Here is a 16,394-nt window from a genome sequence, read left to right on the forward strand (position 1 = left end):
CGGGCCGCCGTCGCTGTCCGCACCACGCAGGAGGTCACCATGACGATCGAGCTCACCCGTGTCGAGCCGCTGCTGCGCCGCTTGGTGGGCGCCATCCTGCGCACCCACCGCGAGGAGCAGGGCCGGACGCTGCGCGATGTCGCGGTGCAGGCCCGCGTGTCGGTCGCCTACCTGTCCGAGGTGGAGCGTGGCCGCAAGGAGGCCTCGTCGGAGGTGCTCGTCGCCATCTGCCGGGCCCTGGGCATGCGTCTGGTCGACCTCGTGGGCGCGGCCCACGCCCAGCTGGCGGAGGCGGACGGGCGGATCGTCGTCGACCTCACCGCCGCGCCCGCCCCGCAGCTCGCCCGTCCGGCACGCGAGCCCGGCGCCGCGCTCCTGCTGGCCGCCTGACGCTCACCCCACCGGCTTGAGGGTCGAGACCACCGCGTCCGCGACACCGTAGGCGACCGCCTCGGCCGCGGTGAGGATCAGGTCCCGGTCGGTGTCCCGACGCAGCTTGTCCACGGGCTGGCCCGTGTGCCGGCTGAGCACCTGCTCCACCTGCTCGCGCAGCCGCAGGATCTCGCGCGCCTGGATCTCGAGGTCCGCCGCGGTCCCCTCCCCGCCGCCGGACGGCTGGTGCAGCAGCACGCGCGAGTGCTCGAGCACGTGCCGGTTCCCGGGTGCACCGGAGGCGAGCAGCACCGCCGCGGCGGACGCGGCCTGGCCGAGGCAGAACGTCGCGACCGGCGGCTTGATGTACTGGATCGTGTCGTACACGGCGAGCAGGGCGGTGATCGAGCCGCCCGGTGAGTTGATGTACAGGTGGATGGGCGACTCCTGGCTCTCCGAGGCCAGGTGCAGCAGCTGCGCGATCACCACGTTGGCCACGCCGTCGTCGATCTCGGTGCCCAGGAAGATGATGCGGTCGGTGAGCAGGCGGGAGTAGACGTCCGAGGCGCGCTCCCCCTGCGGACGCTGCTCGACGACCACAGGGATCGTGTACTGGCCGCTCATCACAGGCCCGCCCGGCGCGTGCCGTCGGGACGCACGTCGTCGAGGTGCTCGACCACCTTGTCGACGAACCCGTAGGCCAGCGCCTCGTCGGCCGTGAACCATCGGTCGCGGTCCGCGTCGCGCTCGATCGCCTCGACGGGCTGGCCCGTGTGCTCGGCGGTCAGCGCGAACATGGTCCGCTTCACGTGGGCCAGGTTCTGCGCCTGGATCGCGATGTCGACGGCGGTCCCGCCGATGCCGCCCGACGGCTGGTGCATGAGGACGCGCGCGTGCCTCATGGCGTAGCGCTTGCCGGGCGTCCCCGCGCTGAGCAGGAACTGTCCCGCGCTGGCCGCGAGACCCATGGCCAGGGTCGAGACGTCGTTGGGGATCAGGCGCATGGTGTCGTACATCGCGAGCGCCGCGCTGATCGAGCCGCCCGGGGAGTTGATGTAGAGCGCGATGTCGCGGCGCGGGTCCTCGGCGGACAGGAGCAGCAGCTGCGCGCAGATGCGGTTGGCCACGGGGTCGTCGACCTCCTGGCCCAGCACCACGATGCGCTGGTGCAGGAGTCGGGTGGACAGGTCGTCGTCGAACGGCCTGATGGTGGGTGGTGCAGAGGTACGGGCGGACATCGGGGCCTCCGTGTGGGTCGGACAGTGCGTCGGACACCTCGACGTTCGCACCTGCCCGCCGTGCGCGACCCCGCGGTCTGCCTGCAGCGGATCTGCCGACGGCAGACGCACGCACTACGGTGGCGCGGTGACCGGTTCTCCCCCGCTCGACGTGCTGCTCCCCCTGGACCGCGCGGGTCAGCGGCTCGAGCCGCGCGACGACGAGGACGAGCTGCTCGCGCTGTTCGGCGACGACCCCGCCCGTCTCGTGCGGGCCAACATGATCACGACCCTCGACGGCGGCGGCACCGGCCCGGACGCCGTGACCGGCTCGATCAACGGCCCGGCGGACCTGCGCGTCTTCCAGGTGCTGCGGTCCCTGGCCGAGGTCGTGCTCGTCGGCGGCGGGACTGTCCGTCAGGAGCGGTACCGCGCCCTCGACGTCCCCAAGCACCTGGCCGGTCAGCGCGCGCGCCGGGGCCTGCCCGAGCACATCGAGCTGGCCGTCGTCTCGCGGTCCGGCGCGCTGCCCGACGAGCTGCTCGACGCCGGCCGTCCGCCGTTCGTCGTGACCGCGCCGGGGTGCCCCGTGCTCGACCCCCTGCGCGAGCGGCTCGGGGCCGACCACGTCGTCGTCAGCGGCGGCCCGGAGGGTGTCGACCTGGCCGCGGCCCTCGACGCGCTCGCCGCCCTCGGGCTCGGCCGCGTGCTCACCGAGGGCGGCCCGAGTCTGCTCGGTCAGCTCGTCGACGCCGGGCTGGTCGACGAGCTGTGCCTGACCTGGAGCCCCGTGCTCGTGGGCGGTCCGGCGCCGCGGATCCTCGAGCATCCCGCCTGGCTGTCGCCCGCCCGCCGGCTGCGGCCGGCCCATCTGCTGCACGCGGACGGCGTGCTGCTCGGCAGGTGGCGAGCGTCCTGAGCCGCAGTGGCTAGGCTCGACGCGTGACCGACACGATCCTGGTCCTCATCGAGGACACGCTCGCCCCTGTCGACATCGAGCACCTGCTCGCGCTGCACGAGGGCGAGGTGCTCGACTACCACGTCCTGGTCCCGGCCGACTCCGACCGCCCCCTGCTCGCGACCGTGATCGACAACCTCGGCCTGGGCGAGCTCGGCGACGCCTTCGACCGCCTGCGCGGCAAGGAGCCGAGCGTCCGGGAGGCCAAGGCCACGGCCGACGAGCAGCTCGCCGCGACCCTCGCCGAGTTCGCGGCCGCCGGTCGCGAGGCGAGCGGGGAGGTCGTCGACGACGACCCGCTCCCCGCGCTGCGCGCCGCCGCTGAGAACGGTGACGTGCGCGAGATCGCGGTGGTCACCTACCCGCACGCCTACCTCGACACGCTGCACCGGGACTGGGCCAGCCGCGCGCGCGAGGAGCTCGAGCTCCCGGTCCTGCACCTGTACTCGGGCACGTCCGAGCTGGGCTGACCCGCCCGGTTCAGCGGAGCCGGCGCCCGGCGCGCTCGATGGTGCGCCGGGCCAGGACGTCGAGCGAGTCGACGTACAGGGGGTCCGCGAGCAGGTCGGCGTCGTCCGCGACCACCGACAGCTCGGTGCAGCCGAGCACGATGGTCTGGGCGCCGCGCGCGACCAGCGCCTGCGCCACTCCGCGCAGCGCGGCGAGGTCGGCCGGCTGACCGGCCTTGACCTGGTCGTAGATCACGCGCATCACCACCGCCTGCTCGTCGTCCGTGGGGACCACCCAGGACAGGCCGCGCGCCTCCGCGGCGTGCTGGTACACCTGCGCCGCGAGCGTGCCGGACGTGGCGAGCACCCCCACCGTGCGGGTGCCCGGCCGCTGCTCGACCACCTCGGCGATGGTCTCCTCGACGATGCTCAGCACCGGCACGGACGTGGCCGCGACGACCTCGGCCGTGAAGTGGTGGGCGGTGTTGCACGGCACCACGATGAACGACACGCCCACCCGCTCGAGCGTGCGCGCGTCGGCCGCCATCACCGGCCCCGGGTCGTCGCTGGACACACCGAGGATGTACTCGGTGCGGTCCGGGATGGTGGCGTGCTGCATGACCACCATGTCGACGTGGTCCTGGTCGCGTGCCGCCTGCGTCAGCCGCACCACCTTGTCCATGAAGTACACGGTCGCCAGCGGGCCCACGCCGCCGATCACCCCGACGGGCTCGCTCATGCGCTCTCCTGGACCGATCGCTCGTAGTAGGTCCGGTACTTGCGCACCTGGTTGGCCTGCGCGATCGCCACGTAGAGCCACCGCCGCGGGTTGGTCTCCGCGCGGTACCACAGCGGGTTGGTGGCCCGACGCGACCGACCCAGCGACCGCACCCGGGCGCGGAGCACGGGGTCGGCGACGTAGCGGCGCAGCAGCCAGCGCGGCAGCACCGTGTACAGGTGCGGCTCGGTGATCGCGGCGGGGGCACCGTCGGGCAGCGGCGGCAGACCCTGCACGTACTCGCGGACGTACAGCTCGGCCGTGTTGCGCCCGCCCGCGGTGATGTAGAAGTTCGAGCGCCCCAGCCGCGGGTTGAGCTCGAAGAACACCGTCCCGCCGTCGCGCGGGTCGTACTTCAGGTCGAAGTTGGCGTAGCCGGTCCAGCCCAGGTGCTCGAGCAGCCGCGTGGCCTGCGCGACGAGCGCCTCGTCGTGCCGCGTGATGATGCCCGCGGGGTTGCCCAGCGCGCCGGGCGTGTGCTCCTCCAGGAGCACGTGCCCGAACGCCGCGAACCGGACCGCGCCCGACCGGTCGCTGTAGCAGGTGAGGATGCGCATGCCCGAGTCGTCGCCCGGGATGAGGTCCTGGATGATGAACGTGCCCGCGTAGCCGCTGGCCTGCACGCGACCCAGCAGCTCGGCCAGCTCGGCGGGCGAGTCGACCGTGAAGACCTTCTTCTTCCCGGCGAACTCCACGAGGTGGTACGCCGCGGTGTCGGCCGCCTTCGCGATCACCGGGAAGCGCAGCGCCGAGGTGTCGGGGACGCCGCCCGCGGCCACGTCGTGCACCACCGTGGTGGGGTGGCCCAGCCCGAGCTCGCGGCACAGGTCTCCGAAGAGCTCCTTGTCGGTCACCCGGTCGAGCGTCGCCAGCGGCACGTACGGGATCGTGTACAGGTCCTCGAGCCGGTCACGGTTCTCGACGATGGTCCGCACGAGCCAGTCGGCGCTCCCGACGAGGATCAGGCGCTTGCCCGCGTGCTCGGCGGCGATCCGTCGCAGCGTCGCCACCGTGGTGTCGGCGTCGTCGATCCCGGGCTCCACCACGTTGGTCAGGATGCGCGAGTGGCGGACCAGACCCGTCGAGACCGACGAGACCACGACCGACCGCACGCCGTACGCCTCGTGGAACGTGCGAGCGATGCTGTAGGCGCCGATGTCGCCGCCCAGGACGACGGGCTGCAGGTCGTCCTGGGCGACGGCGGCGCGCGGCGCGCGCCGGCTCACGCGGGCTGCTCGCTGCGGTCGAGCGACCACTCGGTGTGGAACGTCCCGTCCCGGTCGGTGCGGCGGTAGGTGTGCGCACCGAAGAAGTCGCGCTGGGCCTGGATCAGCGCGGCCGGGAGGCGCTCCGCGCGCACGCCGTCGTAGTACGCCAGCGAGGAGGAGAACGCGGGGGTCGGCACGCCGTGCAGGGCGGCGCCCGCCACGATCCGACGCCATGCCTGCACGCCGTTGCCGACCGCCCCCGTGAAGTACTCGTCGGCCAGCAGCAGGGGCAGCTGGGCGTCGCGCTCGTAGGCCTCGGTGATCCGGTTGAGGAACCGCGCCCGGATGATGCAGCCGCCGCGCCAGATCCGCGCCATGGCACCGCGGTCGATGTTCCAGCCGAACTGCTCGGAGGCCGCCGCGATCTGGTCGAAGCCCTGCGAGTACGCGACCACCTTGGACGCGTAGAGCGCGAGCCGGACGTCCTCGATGAACGCGTCACGGTCGGTCACGTCCCACGGCTCGGCGTGCGCCTGGAGGGTGCCGACGGCCGCCTTGCGCTGCGGAACACTGCCGGACAGCGCCCGCGCGAAGGTCGCCTCGGCGATTCCGGTGATCGGCACTCCCAGGTCGAGGCCGTTCTGGACCGTCCAGCGACCGGTGCCCTTCTGCTCGGCCTGGTCGAGCACGATGTCGACGAACGCCGCCCCGGTCTCGGCGTCGACGTGCTGCAGCACGTCGGCCGTGATCTCGATGAGGAACGACTCCAGGTCTCCCGTGTTCCACTCGGCGAAGATCTGGCCGATCTCCGCGGCGGAGGCACCCAGCCCCTGCTTGAGCAGGTCGTACGCCTCGGCGATGAGCTGCATGTCGGCGTACTCGATGCCGTTGTGCACCATCTTGACGAAGTGACCCGCGCCGTCCGGGCCGACGTACGTGCAGCACGGCACGCCGTCGACCGTGGCCGAGATCTTCTCCAGGATGGGGCCCAGGCTCTCGTAGGACTTGGCGGTGCCGCCGGGCATGATCGACGGGCCGAGCAGCGCGCCCTCCTCGCCGCCCGAGACGCCGGAGCCGACGAAGTGCAGGCCCTTCTCACGCAGCGCGTTCTCGCGGCGGATGGTGTCGGGGAAGTGCGCGTTGCCGGCATCGACCACGATGTCGCCCTCCTCGAGGTACGGCACCAGCTCGTCGATCACGGCGTCGGTCGGGGCGCCGGCCTTGACCATGATGACGACCTTGCGGGGCCGCTCGAGCGACGCGACGAAGTCGGCGACCGACTCCGACGGCACGAACGTGCCCTCGTCGCCGTGGTCGTCCACGAGCGAGGCGGTCTTGGCGTAGGAGCGGTTGTGGATCGCGACCGTGAAGCCGTTGCGCGCGAAGTTGCGGGCGAGGTTGCGGCCCATGACCGCCAGCCCCGTGACGCCGATCTGCGCGGTACCTACCGAGGTACCCGCCGCGTTACCCGCCGAGCTTCCGGCTGCTGAGTCGACCATGCGAGAGGTGCTCCTTCGATTCGTCGGCCGCGCGCGCACGTCCCGCGCGAGACGCGAGGGGGCGCAGCGGCCGGGTGCTGGGTGCCCGTCCAGCGTAGTGCTCCGGCACGTCGCGCGACGCGGCGTGCCGGACCGCAAGACGACACCACGCCGCCCGTACGCTCCAGTGCGTGACCCCTGCCGGCCCACAGGACGTGCCCGCCGAGTTCGTCCGTTCCCTGCGATCGCTGCGCGCCGTGACGCTGCGCCCCGAGGTGATCCTCGACGAGGTCCCGGGCCCGGCGCGGATCGCCCCGTACTCGGCGGCACTGACCGCCGAGGTGCGCTCGGAGCGGCGCTCGGTCTCCGCGGCCGAGCTCGCGTCCGGCCGGTTCGTGGTGCTCTTCGACCCTGCGGGCCACGAGGCGTGGGAGGGCAGCTTCCGCCTCGTCACCCTGGTGCGTGCGACGCTCGAGCCCGAGGTGGGCGCCGACCCGATGCTCGCCGACGTCGCCTGGTCGTGGTTCACGGACGCGCTCGCGGCCCACGACCTGGACCCGCTCGCCGCGGGCGGCACCGTCACCCGGGTCCTGTCCCAGAGCTACGGCTCGCTGGACGTGCGCGCCGAGCAGACCGAGCTCGAGATCCGCGCCTCGTGGACGGCGGCCGACGAGGACCTCGCGCCGCACCTGCGGGCCTGGGCCACGCTGCTGTGCACGGCCGCGGGGCTGCCCCCGCTCCCCGAGGGCGTCGTCTCGCTCAGTCCCCGCCACTAGGACGCGCGCGGGCGTCGGTCCGGACCTCGTCGGGTTCGCCTCAAGTCGGCGCGGTGCGCTGCCGATGACGGGGTTGTGAGCATCGAGCCCCTTCGTCGCGAGGCCGTCCGTCGGCCGACCGCGTTGCGCGCCGGCCCGCCGGCACGACCGGCGGGCCACCAGATGTGCGTCGTGGTCTCCGAGGTGGCCGACGGCGACGGGTCGACGCTCGTGAGCAACCTGCGCCGCCGCGGCAGCCACCGCGTCGTCGTGCTCACCCGCCGCGCGAGCCGGGCCGAGCTGGGCGTCCTGCTCGCGGGCGGCCTGCGGGGCGCGGTCGCCAGCACGACGACGACGAGCCTGGTGCGCCTGCCCGCTCCTCCGCCTCCGCCCGCCGAGCTCCCGGAGCTGACGGCGCGCGAGGTGAGCGTCCTCAAGCTGGTCGCGGACGGCCGCAGCAACCGCCTCATCGGCGACGACCTGGGCCTGTCGGCGCTCACGGTCAAGAGCCACCTCGCTCGGATCTCGCGCAAGTTCGGCACGGGCGACCGGGCCGAGCTCGTCGCCATCTCCATCCGCGGCGGCATCCTGTCCTGAGGTCGTGCCCCCCGGCAGTCGGCACGACGCAGTGAGACGAAGACCTCACGGATTGCCTGCGCCACCACGCCCCGAGCCTCCGCGGACCAGCGCGTGATCTCGCCTACCGTTGACGTCATGCGACCAGAGGCACTCGACGCCCCCTCCGGCGACGACGTGACCCCGGTGAACGTCGCGCCGAGCGAGCCGGTCGTCACACCCCTGACCGAGCCGGCCGACGGCGTCCCGCCCGTCGTCGACACGCAGGAGGCGCTGGACGCCGTCATCGAGGCGTTCGGCGCAGGCACCGGCCCCGTCGCCGTCGACGCGGAGCGCGCCTCCGGCTACCGGTACGGCCAGCGGACCTACCTGGTGCAGCTGCGCCGCGAGGGCGCCGGCACCGCCCTCATCGACCCGATCGCGGTCCCCGACCTCTCCGGCCTGTCCGCCGCGCTCGTCGGCGTCGAGTGGGTGCTGCACGCGGCCTCCCAGGACCTGCCCGGCCTGGCCGAGCAGGGGATGCACCCGAGCCGGGTCTTCGACACGGAGCTGGGCGCGCGGCTGCTCGGCCTCGACCGGGTGGGACTGGCCGCCGTCGTGGCCGACACCCTCGGGCTCGGGCTGGCCAAGGAGCACTCCGCGGTCGACTGGTCCACCCGCCCCCTGCCCGCCGAGTGGCTGCGCTACGCGGCCCTCGACGTCGAGGTGCTGGTCGAGGTGCGCGAGGTGCTCGCCGAGCGCCTCGCCGTCGCCGGCAAGGCCGAGTGGGCCGCGCAGGAGTTCGAGGCCGTCCGCACCGCTCCCCCCGCGGCCCCGCGCCTCGAGCCGTGGCGCCGGGTCTCCGGCCTGCACACCATCCGTGACGCGCGCCGGCTGGCCGTGGTGCGCGAGCTGTGGCTCACGCGCGACCAGAACGCCCGCCAGCGCGACATCTCCCCCGGGCGCGTGCTGCCCGACGCGGCGATCGTCGCGGCGGCCCAGGCGCTGCCGCGCTCGGTCCCCCAGCTCACCGAGCTGCCGGCGTTCTCCGGCAAGGGCACCAAGCGCCGCGCACCGCTGTGGCAGGCGGCGATCGAACGCGGACTGGCGGTGCCCGACGCCGACCTGCCGTCGGTGCGGGGACCCAAGAGCGACGCGCCGCCCCCGCCCCGGGCGTGGGCCGACCGCGACCCGGCGGCCGCCGACCGCCTGACCGCGGCGCGCGAGGTGCTCGCCGCACTGTCCGAGGCGCACCACGTGCCGACCGAGAACATCCTCCAGCCCGACCTGCTGCGGCGGCTGTGCTGGAGCCCGCCGTCGCCCCTGGGCGCCGCATCGATCGCGGCCGCGCTGACCGCCGGCGGTGCCCGCCCGTGGCAGGTGGAGCTGGTGACCCCGCCGCTCGCTGCGGCCTTTTCCTAGGACTTCCCAGTACTCCCGAAAGCCGTTGTTACTCCGGAGTAACTTTCGCTGGCGTAGGACCTTCGTCCCGGGTAGCGTCGGCCGTCGCGGTCCCGTAGTCGCGGGGCCGCAGGACACTGCTGTCCCGCTCTGGAGGCTCCGATGCCCACCGCATCTTCCGCGCAGCCCGCTGCGTCATCGCCCGCACCCGTAGCCGCGCTGCACGGCCGCCGCGTCGTCTTCGTCGACGGCGTCCGCACGCCGTTCGGCCGGGCGCGCAAGGACGGCCTGTACGCGCACACACGCGCCGACGACCTGTCCGTCAAGACCGTGCGCGAGCTCCTGCGCCGGCACCCGAACCTGGACCCCGCGCGGGTCGACGAGGTCGCCATCGCCGCCACGACGCAGCAGGGCGACCAGGGCCTCACGCTGGGGCGGACGGTGGGCGTGCTCGCCGGGCTCCCCCGCACCGTGCCGGGCTACGCCATCGACCGGATGTGCGCGGGCGCGATGACCGCCGTGACGAGCACCGCCGCCACGATCGGCGTGGGCGCCGCCGACGTCGCGCTCGCGGGCGGGGTCGAGCACATGGGCCACCACCCGATGGGCTTCGACGCGGACCCGAACCCCCGGTTCGTGTCGGAGCAGCTGGTCGCCGCCGACGCCCTCAACATGGGCGTCACCGCCGAGAACCTGCACGACCGGTTCCCCGCGCTGACGCGTGAGCGGGCGGACGCGTACGGTGCCGCGAGCCAGGCCAAGTTCGCCGCCGCGCTCGCCGCGGGCAAGATCGACCCCGACCTCGTGCCCGTCGCGCTGCGCGACCCGGAGCACGGCTGGGGCCTGGCCACCGCCGACGAGCCGCCGCGGCCGGGCACCACGGTCGAGGCCATCGCCGCACTCCCCACTCCGTTCCGTCCGGGCGGTCGCGTGACGGCCGGCACCGCCGCGCCCCTGACCGACGGCGCGGCCTCGTGCCTGCTCGCCGCGGAGGAGACCGCCGCCGAGCTGGGCCTGCCCGCGCGCATGCGCCTGGTGTCCTTCGCCTACGCGGGCGTCGAGCCGGAGATCATGGGCATCGGCCCGGTCCCCGCCACCGAGCGCGCACTGGCGCGAGCGGGCCTGACGATCGACGACATCGGCCTCTTCGAGATCAACGAGGCGTTCGCCGTGCAGGTGCTGGCCTTCCTCGACGCCTACGGCATCGCGGACGACGACCCGCGCGTCAACCCGTACGGCGGGGCGATCGCCGTCGGCCACCCGCTCGCCTCCTCCGGCGTGCGGCTCATGACGCAGCTCGCGCGCCAGTTCGAGGAGCACCCCGAGGTCCGCTACGGCCTGACGACCATGTGTGTCGGCCTCGGCCAGGGCGGCACCGTCATCTGGGAGAACCCGAACCACGCCGACTACCGGCCCGCCACGCAGGATGGAGCGGCACTGTGACGACGACCGAGACGACCACCGGAACCAGCACCGACGCCCGGGCCGAGCGGGTCTCGCGCGCCCTCGTGCGCGACGTCGCGCTGCCGGGCGGCGCGGGCATCCTCGCGCTGGTGACGATCGACAACGGCCTGGACCACACCAAGCCGAACACCTTCGGCCCGCTCGGCATCGCGTCGCTGCACGACGCCCTGACCGGCGTGCGCGAGCGGGTGGCCGCGGGCGAGGTGCAGGCCGTGGCGGTCACCGGCAAGCCGTACTACCTCGCGGCCGGCGCGGACCTCACGCAGATCGCCACGGTGACGGGCCGCGACGCCGCGCTCCAGCTGGGTCGCGGCGGTCACCAGGCCTACGAGCTGCTGCACACCATGGGCGTGCCCACGTTCGCGTTCGTCAACGGCGTCGCGCTCGGCGGCGGGCTCGAGCTCGCGCTCAACTGCGACTACCGCACCGTCGCGTCCGACGTCCGTGCGCTCGCGCTCCCGGAGACCGGGCTCGGGCTGGTCCCCGGCTGGGGCGGTGCCTACGTGGTGCCCCGCCTGGTGGGCATCGAGAAGGCGCTCGACGTCATCCTCACCCGACCGGCCACCAACAAGCCGTTCAACGCCACGCAGGCCGCCGAGGTCGGTCTCGTGGACGTGGTCCTCGACCCGGCTGACTTCCTCGAGGAGTCGATCCGGTGGGCGGCGCGCGTGCTGTCCGGCGAGACCGTCGTGGCGCGCCGCGACCTGGACGACCAGGGCACCTGGGACGCGTACGTGGCCGGCGCGCGGCAGCGTCTTGACGCCGTCGTCCACGGCTCGCGGCCGGCGCCGTACCGGGCCCTGGACCTCGTGGCCGCGGCCAGGACCGCCTCACGCGAGGAGGCGTTCGCGGCCGAGGACGAGGCCCTGGCCGACCTCATCATGAGCGACGAGATGCGCGCGTCGGTCTACGCGTTCGGCCTCGTCTCCGGGGGCAAGAAGCCGGTGGGTGCGCCCGACCGCTCGCTCGCCCAGCCCGTGACCCGCGTGGGCATCGTCGGCGCGGGGCTCATGGCCGCGCAGATCGCGCTGCTGTTCGCGCAGCGCCTCGGCGTGCCCGTCGTCATGCGGGACCTGGACGAGGATCGCGTGGCCGCGGGCCTCACGGCGGTGCGCTCCACCGTGGAGCGGCTCACGTCGAGCGGCCGCATGAGCCCGGGCACCGCGGCGCGCCTCGTGGGCTCCATCCACGGCACCACCGACATCACCGAGTTCGCGTCGTGCGACCTGGTGATCGAGGCGGTGACCGAGATCCTCGACCTCAAGAAGCGGGTGTTCGCGGAGCTCGAGGGGATCGTCTCCCCCACCACCATCCTCGCGACCAACACCTCGGCGCTGTCCGTGACGAAGATGGCCGCCGACCTGCAGCACCCGGAGCGGGTGGTGGGTCTGCACTTCTTCAACCCGGTCGCGGCCATGCCGTTGGTCGAGGTGGTCCAGGCGGAGCACACCTCGGCGGAGGCGCTGGCCACCGGCTTCGCGGTCGCCGCCAAGCTGCGCAAGACCGCGGTCCTCGTGGCCGACCGGCCGGGGTTCGTGGTCAACCGCCTGCTGGTGCTGCTGCTCGGCGTGATCGTCGACGCCGTCGAGCACGGCACGCCGGTCGAGGTCGCGGACCGTGCCCTGCGCCCGCTCGGCCTGCCGATGCCGCCGTTCGAGCTGTTCGACCTGGTCGGACCGGCGGTCGGGTTGCACGTGCTCACCTCGCTGCGCGAGGACCTCGGCGACCGCTTCCCGCGCTCGCCCGGGCTCGAGAAGCTCGTGGCGGACGGCACGCGCGTCGTGCTGCCCGCCCCCGCCAAGGGGCTGCCCAAGCCCGTCGACCCCGCCATCCAGGCGGTCTTCGACGGCGCGCGCGACGGCGAGGCCGCACCGACCCCACTCGACGAGGCCGGCGTGCTGGACTCCGTGCTCACGGCACTGACGGTCGAGATCGGCCACATGCTCGAGGAGGGCGTGGTCGCCCGCCCCGAGCAGATCGACCTCTGCATGATCCTCGGCGCCGGGTGGGGCTTCCACCTGGGGGGCATCACGCCGTATCTCGACCGCACCGGGTACTCCGAGCGCGTCCTGGGGCGTCGACTGCTGCCGGACGGCGTCGCGAACGTCCCTGCCTGACGTCCACCCGGGCCCCGGAGGCAGCGGCGCACCCGCCGCTGCCTCCGGGCTCGGGTGAGGTCGGGCTCAGCCCGACGCGAGCTCCCTGCGACGGGCTCGCCGACGGACCACCAGCAGCACGAGCGCCACGTCAGCCGCGGCGACGGCCGCGAACACCACGGCGTAGACCAAGGACACCACCCACTGCGGGCCGCCGGAGTCGGCGCCCGACAGGTTCCACGCCACCGTGCCGGCGACGTACACCACCGGGAGCCCCACCACGATCGCGGGCATGGTCAGCAGGAGCAGAAGGCCCTCGCGCGACCAGGAGAACGTGTCGTGGCCGGGGAACGTCGCGGCCGCGAGGACCGCGATGCCGACGACGTAGACCACGGCGAGCAGCTTCGCGCGAACGCTCATGCCGCCAACCTAGACCCGCGACGGGTCGGCGGGATCAGAAGGTGGTCAGTCCTCGGGAGCGGAACTGCTCACGGACGCGTTCCACCAGTTCCGGGGTGGGCGGCTGGGTGTCCTCGAGCTGGTACTCCAGCCCCAGGTCGGCCCACTTGTCGCGCCCCATCTGGTGGAACGGGAGCACCTCGACGCGCGTGACCGAGGACAGCGTCGCGACGTAGGACGCGACCGCCTCCACGTTCGCGACGTCGTCCGTGAGTCCGGGCACCAGCACGAACCGGACCCAGATCTCCGTGCCGCGCGCGGCGAGCCGCCGACCGAACTCCAGCGTGGGAGCGAGCTCGCGGCCCGTGACCTTCTTGTAGGTGTCCGGGTCGCCGGACTTCACGTCGAGCAGCACCATGTCGACGTGGTCGAGCATCTCGTCGGAGAGGTGCGAGCCCAGGTAGCCCGACGTGTCGAGGGCGGTGTGGATGCCCATCGCGCGCGCACCGTGCAGCAGGCGCCGCACGAACGCCGGCTGCATGAGTGGCTCCCCGCCGGAGATGGTCAGGCCACCGCCGGTCGCCTGCATGACGCCGCGGTAGCGGGCGATACGGGCCAGGAGCTCGTCGGCGGGGACGTCCGTGCCGCGCCGCATCTCCATGGTGTCGGGGTTGTGGCAGTACAGGCAGCGCAGGGGGCAGCCCGAGAGGAACACGGTCATGCGCGTGCCCGGTCCGTCCACGGCCGTGACCAGCTCCCAGGAGTGCACGGAGCCGATGTCCCCGGCCCGCACGGCCGCGAGGCGCGCGGAGCGGTCGTCGGTCTCCGAGGTCTCCAGCCCGGACGTGCCGTGGCCGTGCGCGCGACCCAGTGCGCCACCGACGAGCGGCATCCCGAGGGACACCACTGGTGCGCCGGGCTGCCGCTCGTCGGTGGTGGTCATCGCGTCAGACCGCGCCGTGGAAGGTGCGCGACAGGACGTCGAGCTGCTGCTCGCGCGTGAGCCGCACGAAGTTCACGGCGTAGCCGGAGACCCGGATGGTCAGCTGCGGGTAGTTCTCCGGGTGCTCCATGGCGTCCAGCAGCGTCTCGCGGTTCAGCACGTTGACGTTCATGTGGTAGCCGTTGGACAGCGTGTACGCGTCGAGGAGACCCACGAGGTTCGTCACCTGCTCGTCGCGCGTGCGGCCCAGGCCCGTGGGGACCACCGACGACGTGAGCGAGATCCCGTCCTGCGCCTCCGCGTACGGCAGCTTCGCCACCGACAGGGCCGAGGCGAGCATGCCGTGCGTGTCGCGCCCGTTCATCGGGTTGGCGCCGGGCGCGAACGGCTCGCCGGCCCGGCGGCCGTCGGGCGTCGAGCCCGTGGCCTTGCCGTAGACGACGTTCGAGGTGATGGTCAGCACCGACTGCGTGTGCGTCGCGTCCCGGTAGGTGGGGAACCGGCGGATCTTCTCCATGAACGTCTGCACGATCCACACCGCGATGTCGTCGGCGCGGTCGTCGTCGTTGCCGTAGGTGGGGAAGTCGCCCTCCACCGAGTACTCCGTGACCAGCCCGTCGGCCGTGCGCAGCGCCCGGACCGTGCCGTACTTGATCGCGGACAGCGAGTCGACCACCACGGACAGGCCCGCGATGCCGCACGCCATGGTGCGCAGGATGGTGCGGTCGTGCAGCGCCATCTCGATGCGCTCGTACGCGTACTTGTCGTGCATGTAGTGCACGCAGTTCAGCGCGTCGACGTACGTCTGGGCGAGCCAGTCCATCATGACGTCGAACTTCGCCACGACCTCGTCGTAGTCGAGGATCTCGCCGTCCACGGGGGCGCCGACCGGGGCGATCTGCTTGCCCGTGACCTCGTCGCGACCGCCGTTGATGGCGTACAGGAGAGTCTTGGCGAGGTTGACCCGCGCGCCGAAGAACTGCATCTGCTTGCCCACCCGCATGGGGGACACGCAGCATGCGATCGCCGCGTCGTCGCCCCACGAGTCGCGGATCAGGTCGTCCGACTCGTACTGGACGGCGGAGGTGTCGATCGACACCTGGGCGCAGTAGTCCTTGAAGCCCTGGGGCAGCTTGTCGCTCCAGAAGACGGTCATGTTCGGCTCGGGCGCCGGGCCCAGGTTGTAGAGCGTCTGGAGGTACCGGAACGAGGTCCGCGTCACGAGCGGCCGGCCGTCCTCCCCCATGCCGGCGATCGACTCGGTCACCCAGGTGGGGTCGCCCGAGAAGAGGTTGTCGTACTCGGGGGTGCGCAGGAAGCGGACGATGCGGAGCTTGATGACGAAGTCGTCGATGATCTCCTGCGCCTGCTCCTCGGTCAGCACGCCCGCGTCGATGTCGCGCTGCAGGAAGATGTCGAGGAACGTGGAGGTGCGGCCCAGCGACATGGCGGCACCGTTCTGCTCCTTCACGGCCGCCAGGTACCCGAAGTACAGCCACTGCACGGCCTCGCGGCCGGTCGTCGCAGGCAGCGAGATGTCGTAGCCGTACGAGGCCGCCATCGCCTTGAGCTCGCCCAGGGCACGCGTCTGCTCGGCGAGCTCCTCGCGGTCCCGGATGACGTTCTCGGTCGACCGCTCCATGTCGAGCTCCGCGCGCTCGAGCTTCTTCGCCGCGATGAGCGCGTCGACGCCGTACAGGGCCACCCGGCGGTAGTCGCCGATGATGCGTCCACGGCCGTAGGCGTCCGGGAGCCCCGTGATGATGTGGCTGCTGCGCGCCGCGCGCACCGCGGGCGGGTACACGTCGAAGACCCCGTCGTTGTGGGTCTTGCGGTACTTGGTGAAGATCTCGGTGACGATCGGGTCGGCCTCGTAGCCGTAGGTGTCGAGCGAGTTGAGCACCATCCGGTAGCCGCCGTTGGGCATGATCGCTCGCTTGAGGGGTGCGTCGGTCTGCAGCCCGACGACCACCTCGTTGTCCTGGTCGATGTAGCCGGGGGCGTGCGACGTGATGGTCGACGGCGTCGTCGCGTCGATGTCGTACACGCCCTTCTCGCGCTCGGCGGGGAACATGGCCGCCAGGCGGTCCCACATCGCCGTGGTGCGGGCCGTCGGGCCGGCCAGGAACGAGGCGTCACCGAGATACGGGGTGTAGTTGCGCTGGATGAAGTCACGCACGTCGACGTGGTCGACCCACGGACCTGCGACGAAACCGTCCCACGCGTCGGGCAGGGTGGCGGTCTCGGTAGACGGAACGGCAGTGGTGGACATCTGTGTGCTCCTTGGTTCGACCCGTTACCTCGAACTTACGGACGCGCTC

The 16,394-nt window shown here is 72.8% G+C and carries 16 protein-coding genes; 8 read left to right on the plus strand and 8 right to left on the minus strand.

The window, feature by feature from the left end; genetic code table 11:
- The first annotated feature begins 39 nt into the window (after positions 1 to 39).
- A complete protein-coding gene (locus QRT05_RS08370; RefSeq protein ID WP_289446645.1) occupies positions 40 to 390 on the plus strand; it encodes a helix-turn-helix domain-containing protein in 351 nt (116 codons plus the stop codon).
- Positions 391 to 393: 3 nt separating this feature from the next.
- Here QRT05_RS08370 and QRT05_RS08375 read toward each other — a convergent pair whose 3' ends face one another.
- Together QRT05_RS08375 and QRT05_RS08380 are read right to left on the minus strand one after the other, a co-directional pair.
- Entirely contained in the window at positions 394 to 996 is a 603-nt protein-coding gene (locus QRT05_RS08375) for a ClpP family protease (RefSeq protein ID WP_289446646.1), read from the minus strand.
- Entirely contained in the window at positions 996 to 1,610 is a 615-nt protein-coding gene (locus QRT05_RS08380; protein ID WP_289446648.1) for an ATP-dependent Clp protease proteolytic subunit, read from the minus strand. Before QRT05_RS08380 ends, QRT05_RS08375 begins: the two co-directional genes overlap by 1 nt.
- Before the next feature lie 127 nt (positions 1,611 to 1,737).
- Here QRT05_RS08380 and QRT05_RS08385 point away from each other — a divergent pair, with 127 nt between their 5' ends.
- Complete coding sequence (locus tag QRT05_RS08385; RefSeq protein ID WP_289446649.1) at positions 1,738 to 2,508, plus strand: dihydrofolate reductase family protein; 771 nt, start codon at positions 1,738 to 1,740, stop codon at positions 2,506 to 2,508.
- Positions 2,509 to 2,531: 23 nt separating this feature from the next.
- Positions 2,532 to 3,017 (plus strand): hypothetical protein, encoded by a 486-nt coding sequence (locus tag QRT05_RS08390; RefSeq protein WP_289446650.1) that lies wholly within the window; start codon positions 2,532 to 2,534, stop codon positions 3,015 to 3,017.
- Between the two features lie 10 nt (positions 3,018 to 3,027).
- Here the strand turns inward: QRT05_RS08390 and cuyB are convergent, their stop codons facing one another.
- Genes cuyB through gndA form a run of 3 tightly spaced genes read right to left on the minus strand, consistent with a single transcriptional unit; the run spans position 3,028 to position 6,481 of the window.
- A complete protein-coding gene (gene cuyB, locus QRT05_RS08395; protein ID WP_289446652.1) occupies positions 3,028 to 3,735 on the minus strand; it encodes a cysteate racemase in 708 nt (235 codons plus the stop codon).
- Entirely contained in the window at positions 3,732 to 5,000 is a 1,269-nt protein-coding gene (locus QRT05_RS08400) for a carboxylate--amine ligase (RefSeq protein ID WP_289446654.1), read from the minus strand. The genes cuyB and QRT05_RS08400 overlap by 4 nt, the downstream gene beginning before the upstream one ends.
- Positions 4,997 to 6,481: an NADP-dependent phosphogluconate dehydrogenase gene (gene gndA, locus QRT05_RS08405; protein WP_289446656.1), complete on the minus strand. Its 1,485-nt coding sequence runs from the start codon at positions 6,479 to 6,481 to the stop codon at positions 4,997 to 4,999. The genes QRT05_RS08400 and gndA overlap by 4 nt, the downstream gene beginning before the upstream one ends.
- Positions 6,482 to 6,651: 170 nt before the next feature.
- On the opposite strand from gndA, the gene QRT05_RS08410 reads away from it, so the two are divergent.
- From QRT05_RS08410 to QRT05_RS08430, 5 genes are all read left to right on the plus strand, one after another.
- The gene (locus tag QRT05_RS08410; protein ID WP_289446657.1) at positions 6,652 to 7,236 is read left to right on the plus strand and encodes a DUF3000 domain-containing protein; all 585 of its coding nucleotides are present in this window, start codon (positions 6,652 to 6,654) and stop codon (positions 7,234 to 7,236) included.
- Positions 7,237 to 7,311: 75 nt separating this feature from the next.
- The gene (locus QRT05_RS08415) at positions 7,312 to 7,812 is read left to right on the plus strand and encodes a helix-turn-helix transcriptional regulator (protein WP_289446658.1); all 501 of its coding nucleotides are present in this window, start codon (positions 7,312 to 7,314) and stop codon (positions 7,810 to 7,812) included.
- Between the two features lie 117 nt (positions 7,813 to 7,929).
- Positions 7,930 to 9,192: an HRDC domain-containing protein gene (locus QRT05_RS08420; RefSeq protein ID WP_289446660.1), complete on the plus strand. Its 1,263-nt coding sequence runs from the start codon at positions 7,930 to 7,932 to the stop codon at positions 9,190 to 9,192.
- A 141-nt stretch (positions 9,193 to 9,333) separates the two neighbouring features.
- On the plus strand, positions 9,334 to 10,614 hold the full coding sequence (locus QRT05_RS08425; RefSeq protein ID WP_289446661.1) for a thiolase family protein: 1,281 nt from the start codon (positions 9,334 to 9,336) through the stop codon (positions 10,612 to 10,614).
- Positions 10,611 to 12,752, plus strand: coding sequence for a 3-hydroxyacyl-CoA dehydrogenase NAD-binding domain-containing protein (locus QRT05_RS08430; RefSeq protein WP_289446662.1), 2,142 nt, complete (start codon positions 10,611 to 10,613; stop codon positions 12,750 to 12,752). The genes QRT05_RS08425 and QRT05_RS08430 overlap by 4 nt, the downstream gene beginning before the upstream one ends.
- A gap of 66 nt (positions 12,753 to 12,818) precedes the next feature.
- Here the strand turns inward: QRT05_RS08430 and QRT05_RS08435 are convergent, their stop codons facing one another.
- Genes QRT05_RS08435 through pflB form a run of 3 tightly spaced genes read right to left on the minus strand, consistent with a single transcriptional unit; the run spans position 12,819 to position 16,345 of the window.
- Entirely contained in the window at positions 12,819 to 13,151 is a 333-nt protein-coding gene (locus QRT05_RS08435) for a hypothetical protein (protein WP_289446663.1), read from the minus strand.
- Between the two features lie 34 nt (positions 13,152 to 13,185).
- Positions 13,186 to 14,073 (minus strand): pyruvate formate-lyase-activating protein, encoded by an 888-nt coding sequence (gene pflA / locus QRT05_RS08440; protein WP_289446665.1) that lies wholly within the window; start codon positions 14,071 to 14,073, stop codon positions 13,186 to 13,188.
- A 4-nt stretch (positions 14,074 to 14,077) separates the two neighbouring features.
- Positions 14,078 to 16,345, minus strand: a complete 2,268-nt coding sequence (gene pflB / locus QRT05_RS08445) for a formate C-acetyltransferase (RefSeq protein WP_289446666.1) — start codon at positions 16,343 to 16,345, stop codon at positions 14,078 to 14,080.
- Positions 16,346 to 16,394 lie beyond the last annotated feature (49 nt).

Origin of the sequence: Cellulomonas edaphi (assembly GCF_030362815.1) — a bacterium.
Lineage (GTDB): Bacteria > Actinomycetota > Actinomycetes > Actinomycetales > Cellulomonadaceae > Cellulomonas > Cellulomonas edaphi.

What these genes read in the sequence shown, in the direction of transcription:
- QRT05_RS08370 (WP_289446645.1), top strand. Translation starts at nt 40, where the DNA reads ATGACGATCGAGCTCACCCGTGTCGAGCCGCTGCTGCGCCGCTTGGTG.
- QRT05_RS08375 (WP_289446646.1), bottom strand. Translation starts at nt 996, where the DNA reads ATGAGCGGCCAGTACACGATCCCTGTGGTCGTCGAGCAGCGTCCGCAG.
- QRT05_RS08380 (WP_289446648.1), bottom strand. Translation starts at nt 1,610, where the DNA reads ATGTCCGCCCGTACCTCTGCACCACCCACCATCAGGCCGTTCGACGAC.
- cuyB (WP_289446652.1), bottom strand. Translation starts at nt 3,735, where the DNA reads ATGAGCGAGCCCGTCGGGGTGATCGGCGGCGTGGGCCCGCTGGCGACC.
- gndA (WP_289446656.1), bottom strand. Translation starts at nt 6,481, where the DNA reads ATGGTCGACTCAGCAGCCGGAAGCTCGGCGGGTAACGCGGCGGGTACC.
- QRT05_RS08420 (WP_289446660.1), top strand. Translation starts at nt 7,930, where the DNA reads ATGCGACCAGAGGCACTCGACGCCCCCTCCGGCGACGACGTGACCCCG.
- QRT05_RS08425 (WP_289446661.1), top strand. Translation starts at nt 9,334, where the DNA reads ATGCCCACCGCATCTTCCGCGCAGCCCGCTGCGTCATCGCCCGCACCC.
- QRT05_RS08435 (WP_289446663.1), bottom strand. Translation starts at nt 13,151, where the DNA reads ATGAGCGTTCGCGCGAAGCTGCTCGCCGTGGTCTACGTCGTCGGCATC.
- pflA (WP_289446665.1), bottom strand. Translation starts at nt 14,073, where the DNA reads ATGACCACCACCGACGAGCGGCAGCCCGGCGCACCAGTGGTGTCCCTC.
- pflB (WP_289446666.1), bottom strand. Translation starts at nt 16,345, where the DNA reads ATGTCCACCACTGCCGTTCCGTCTACCGAGACCGCCACCCTGCCCGAC.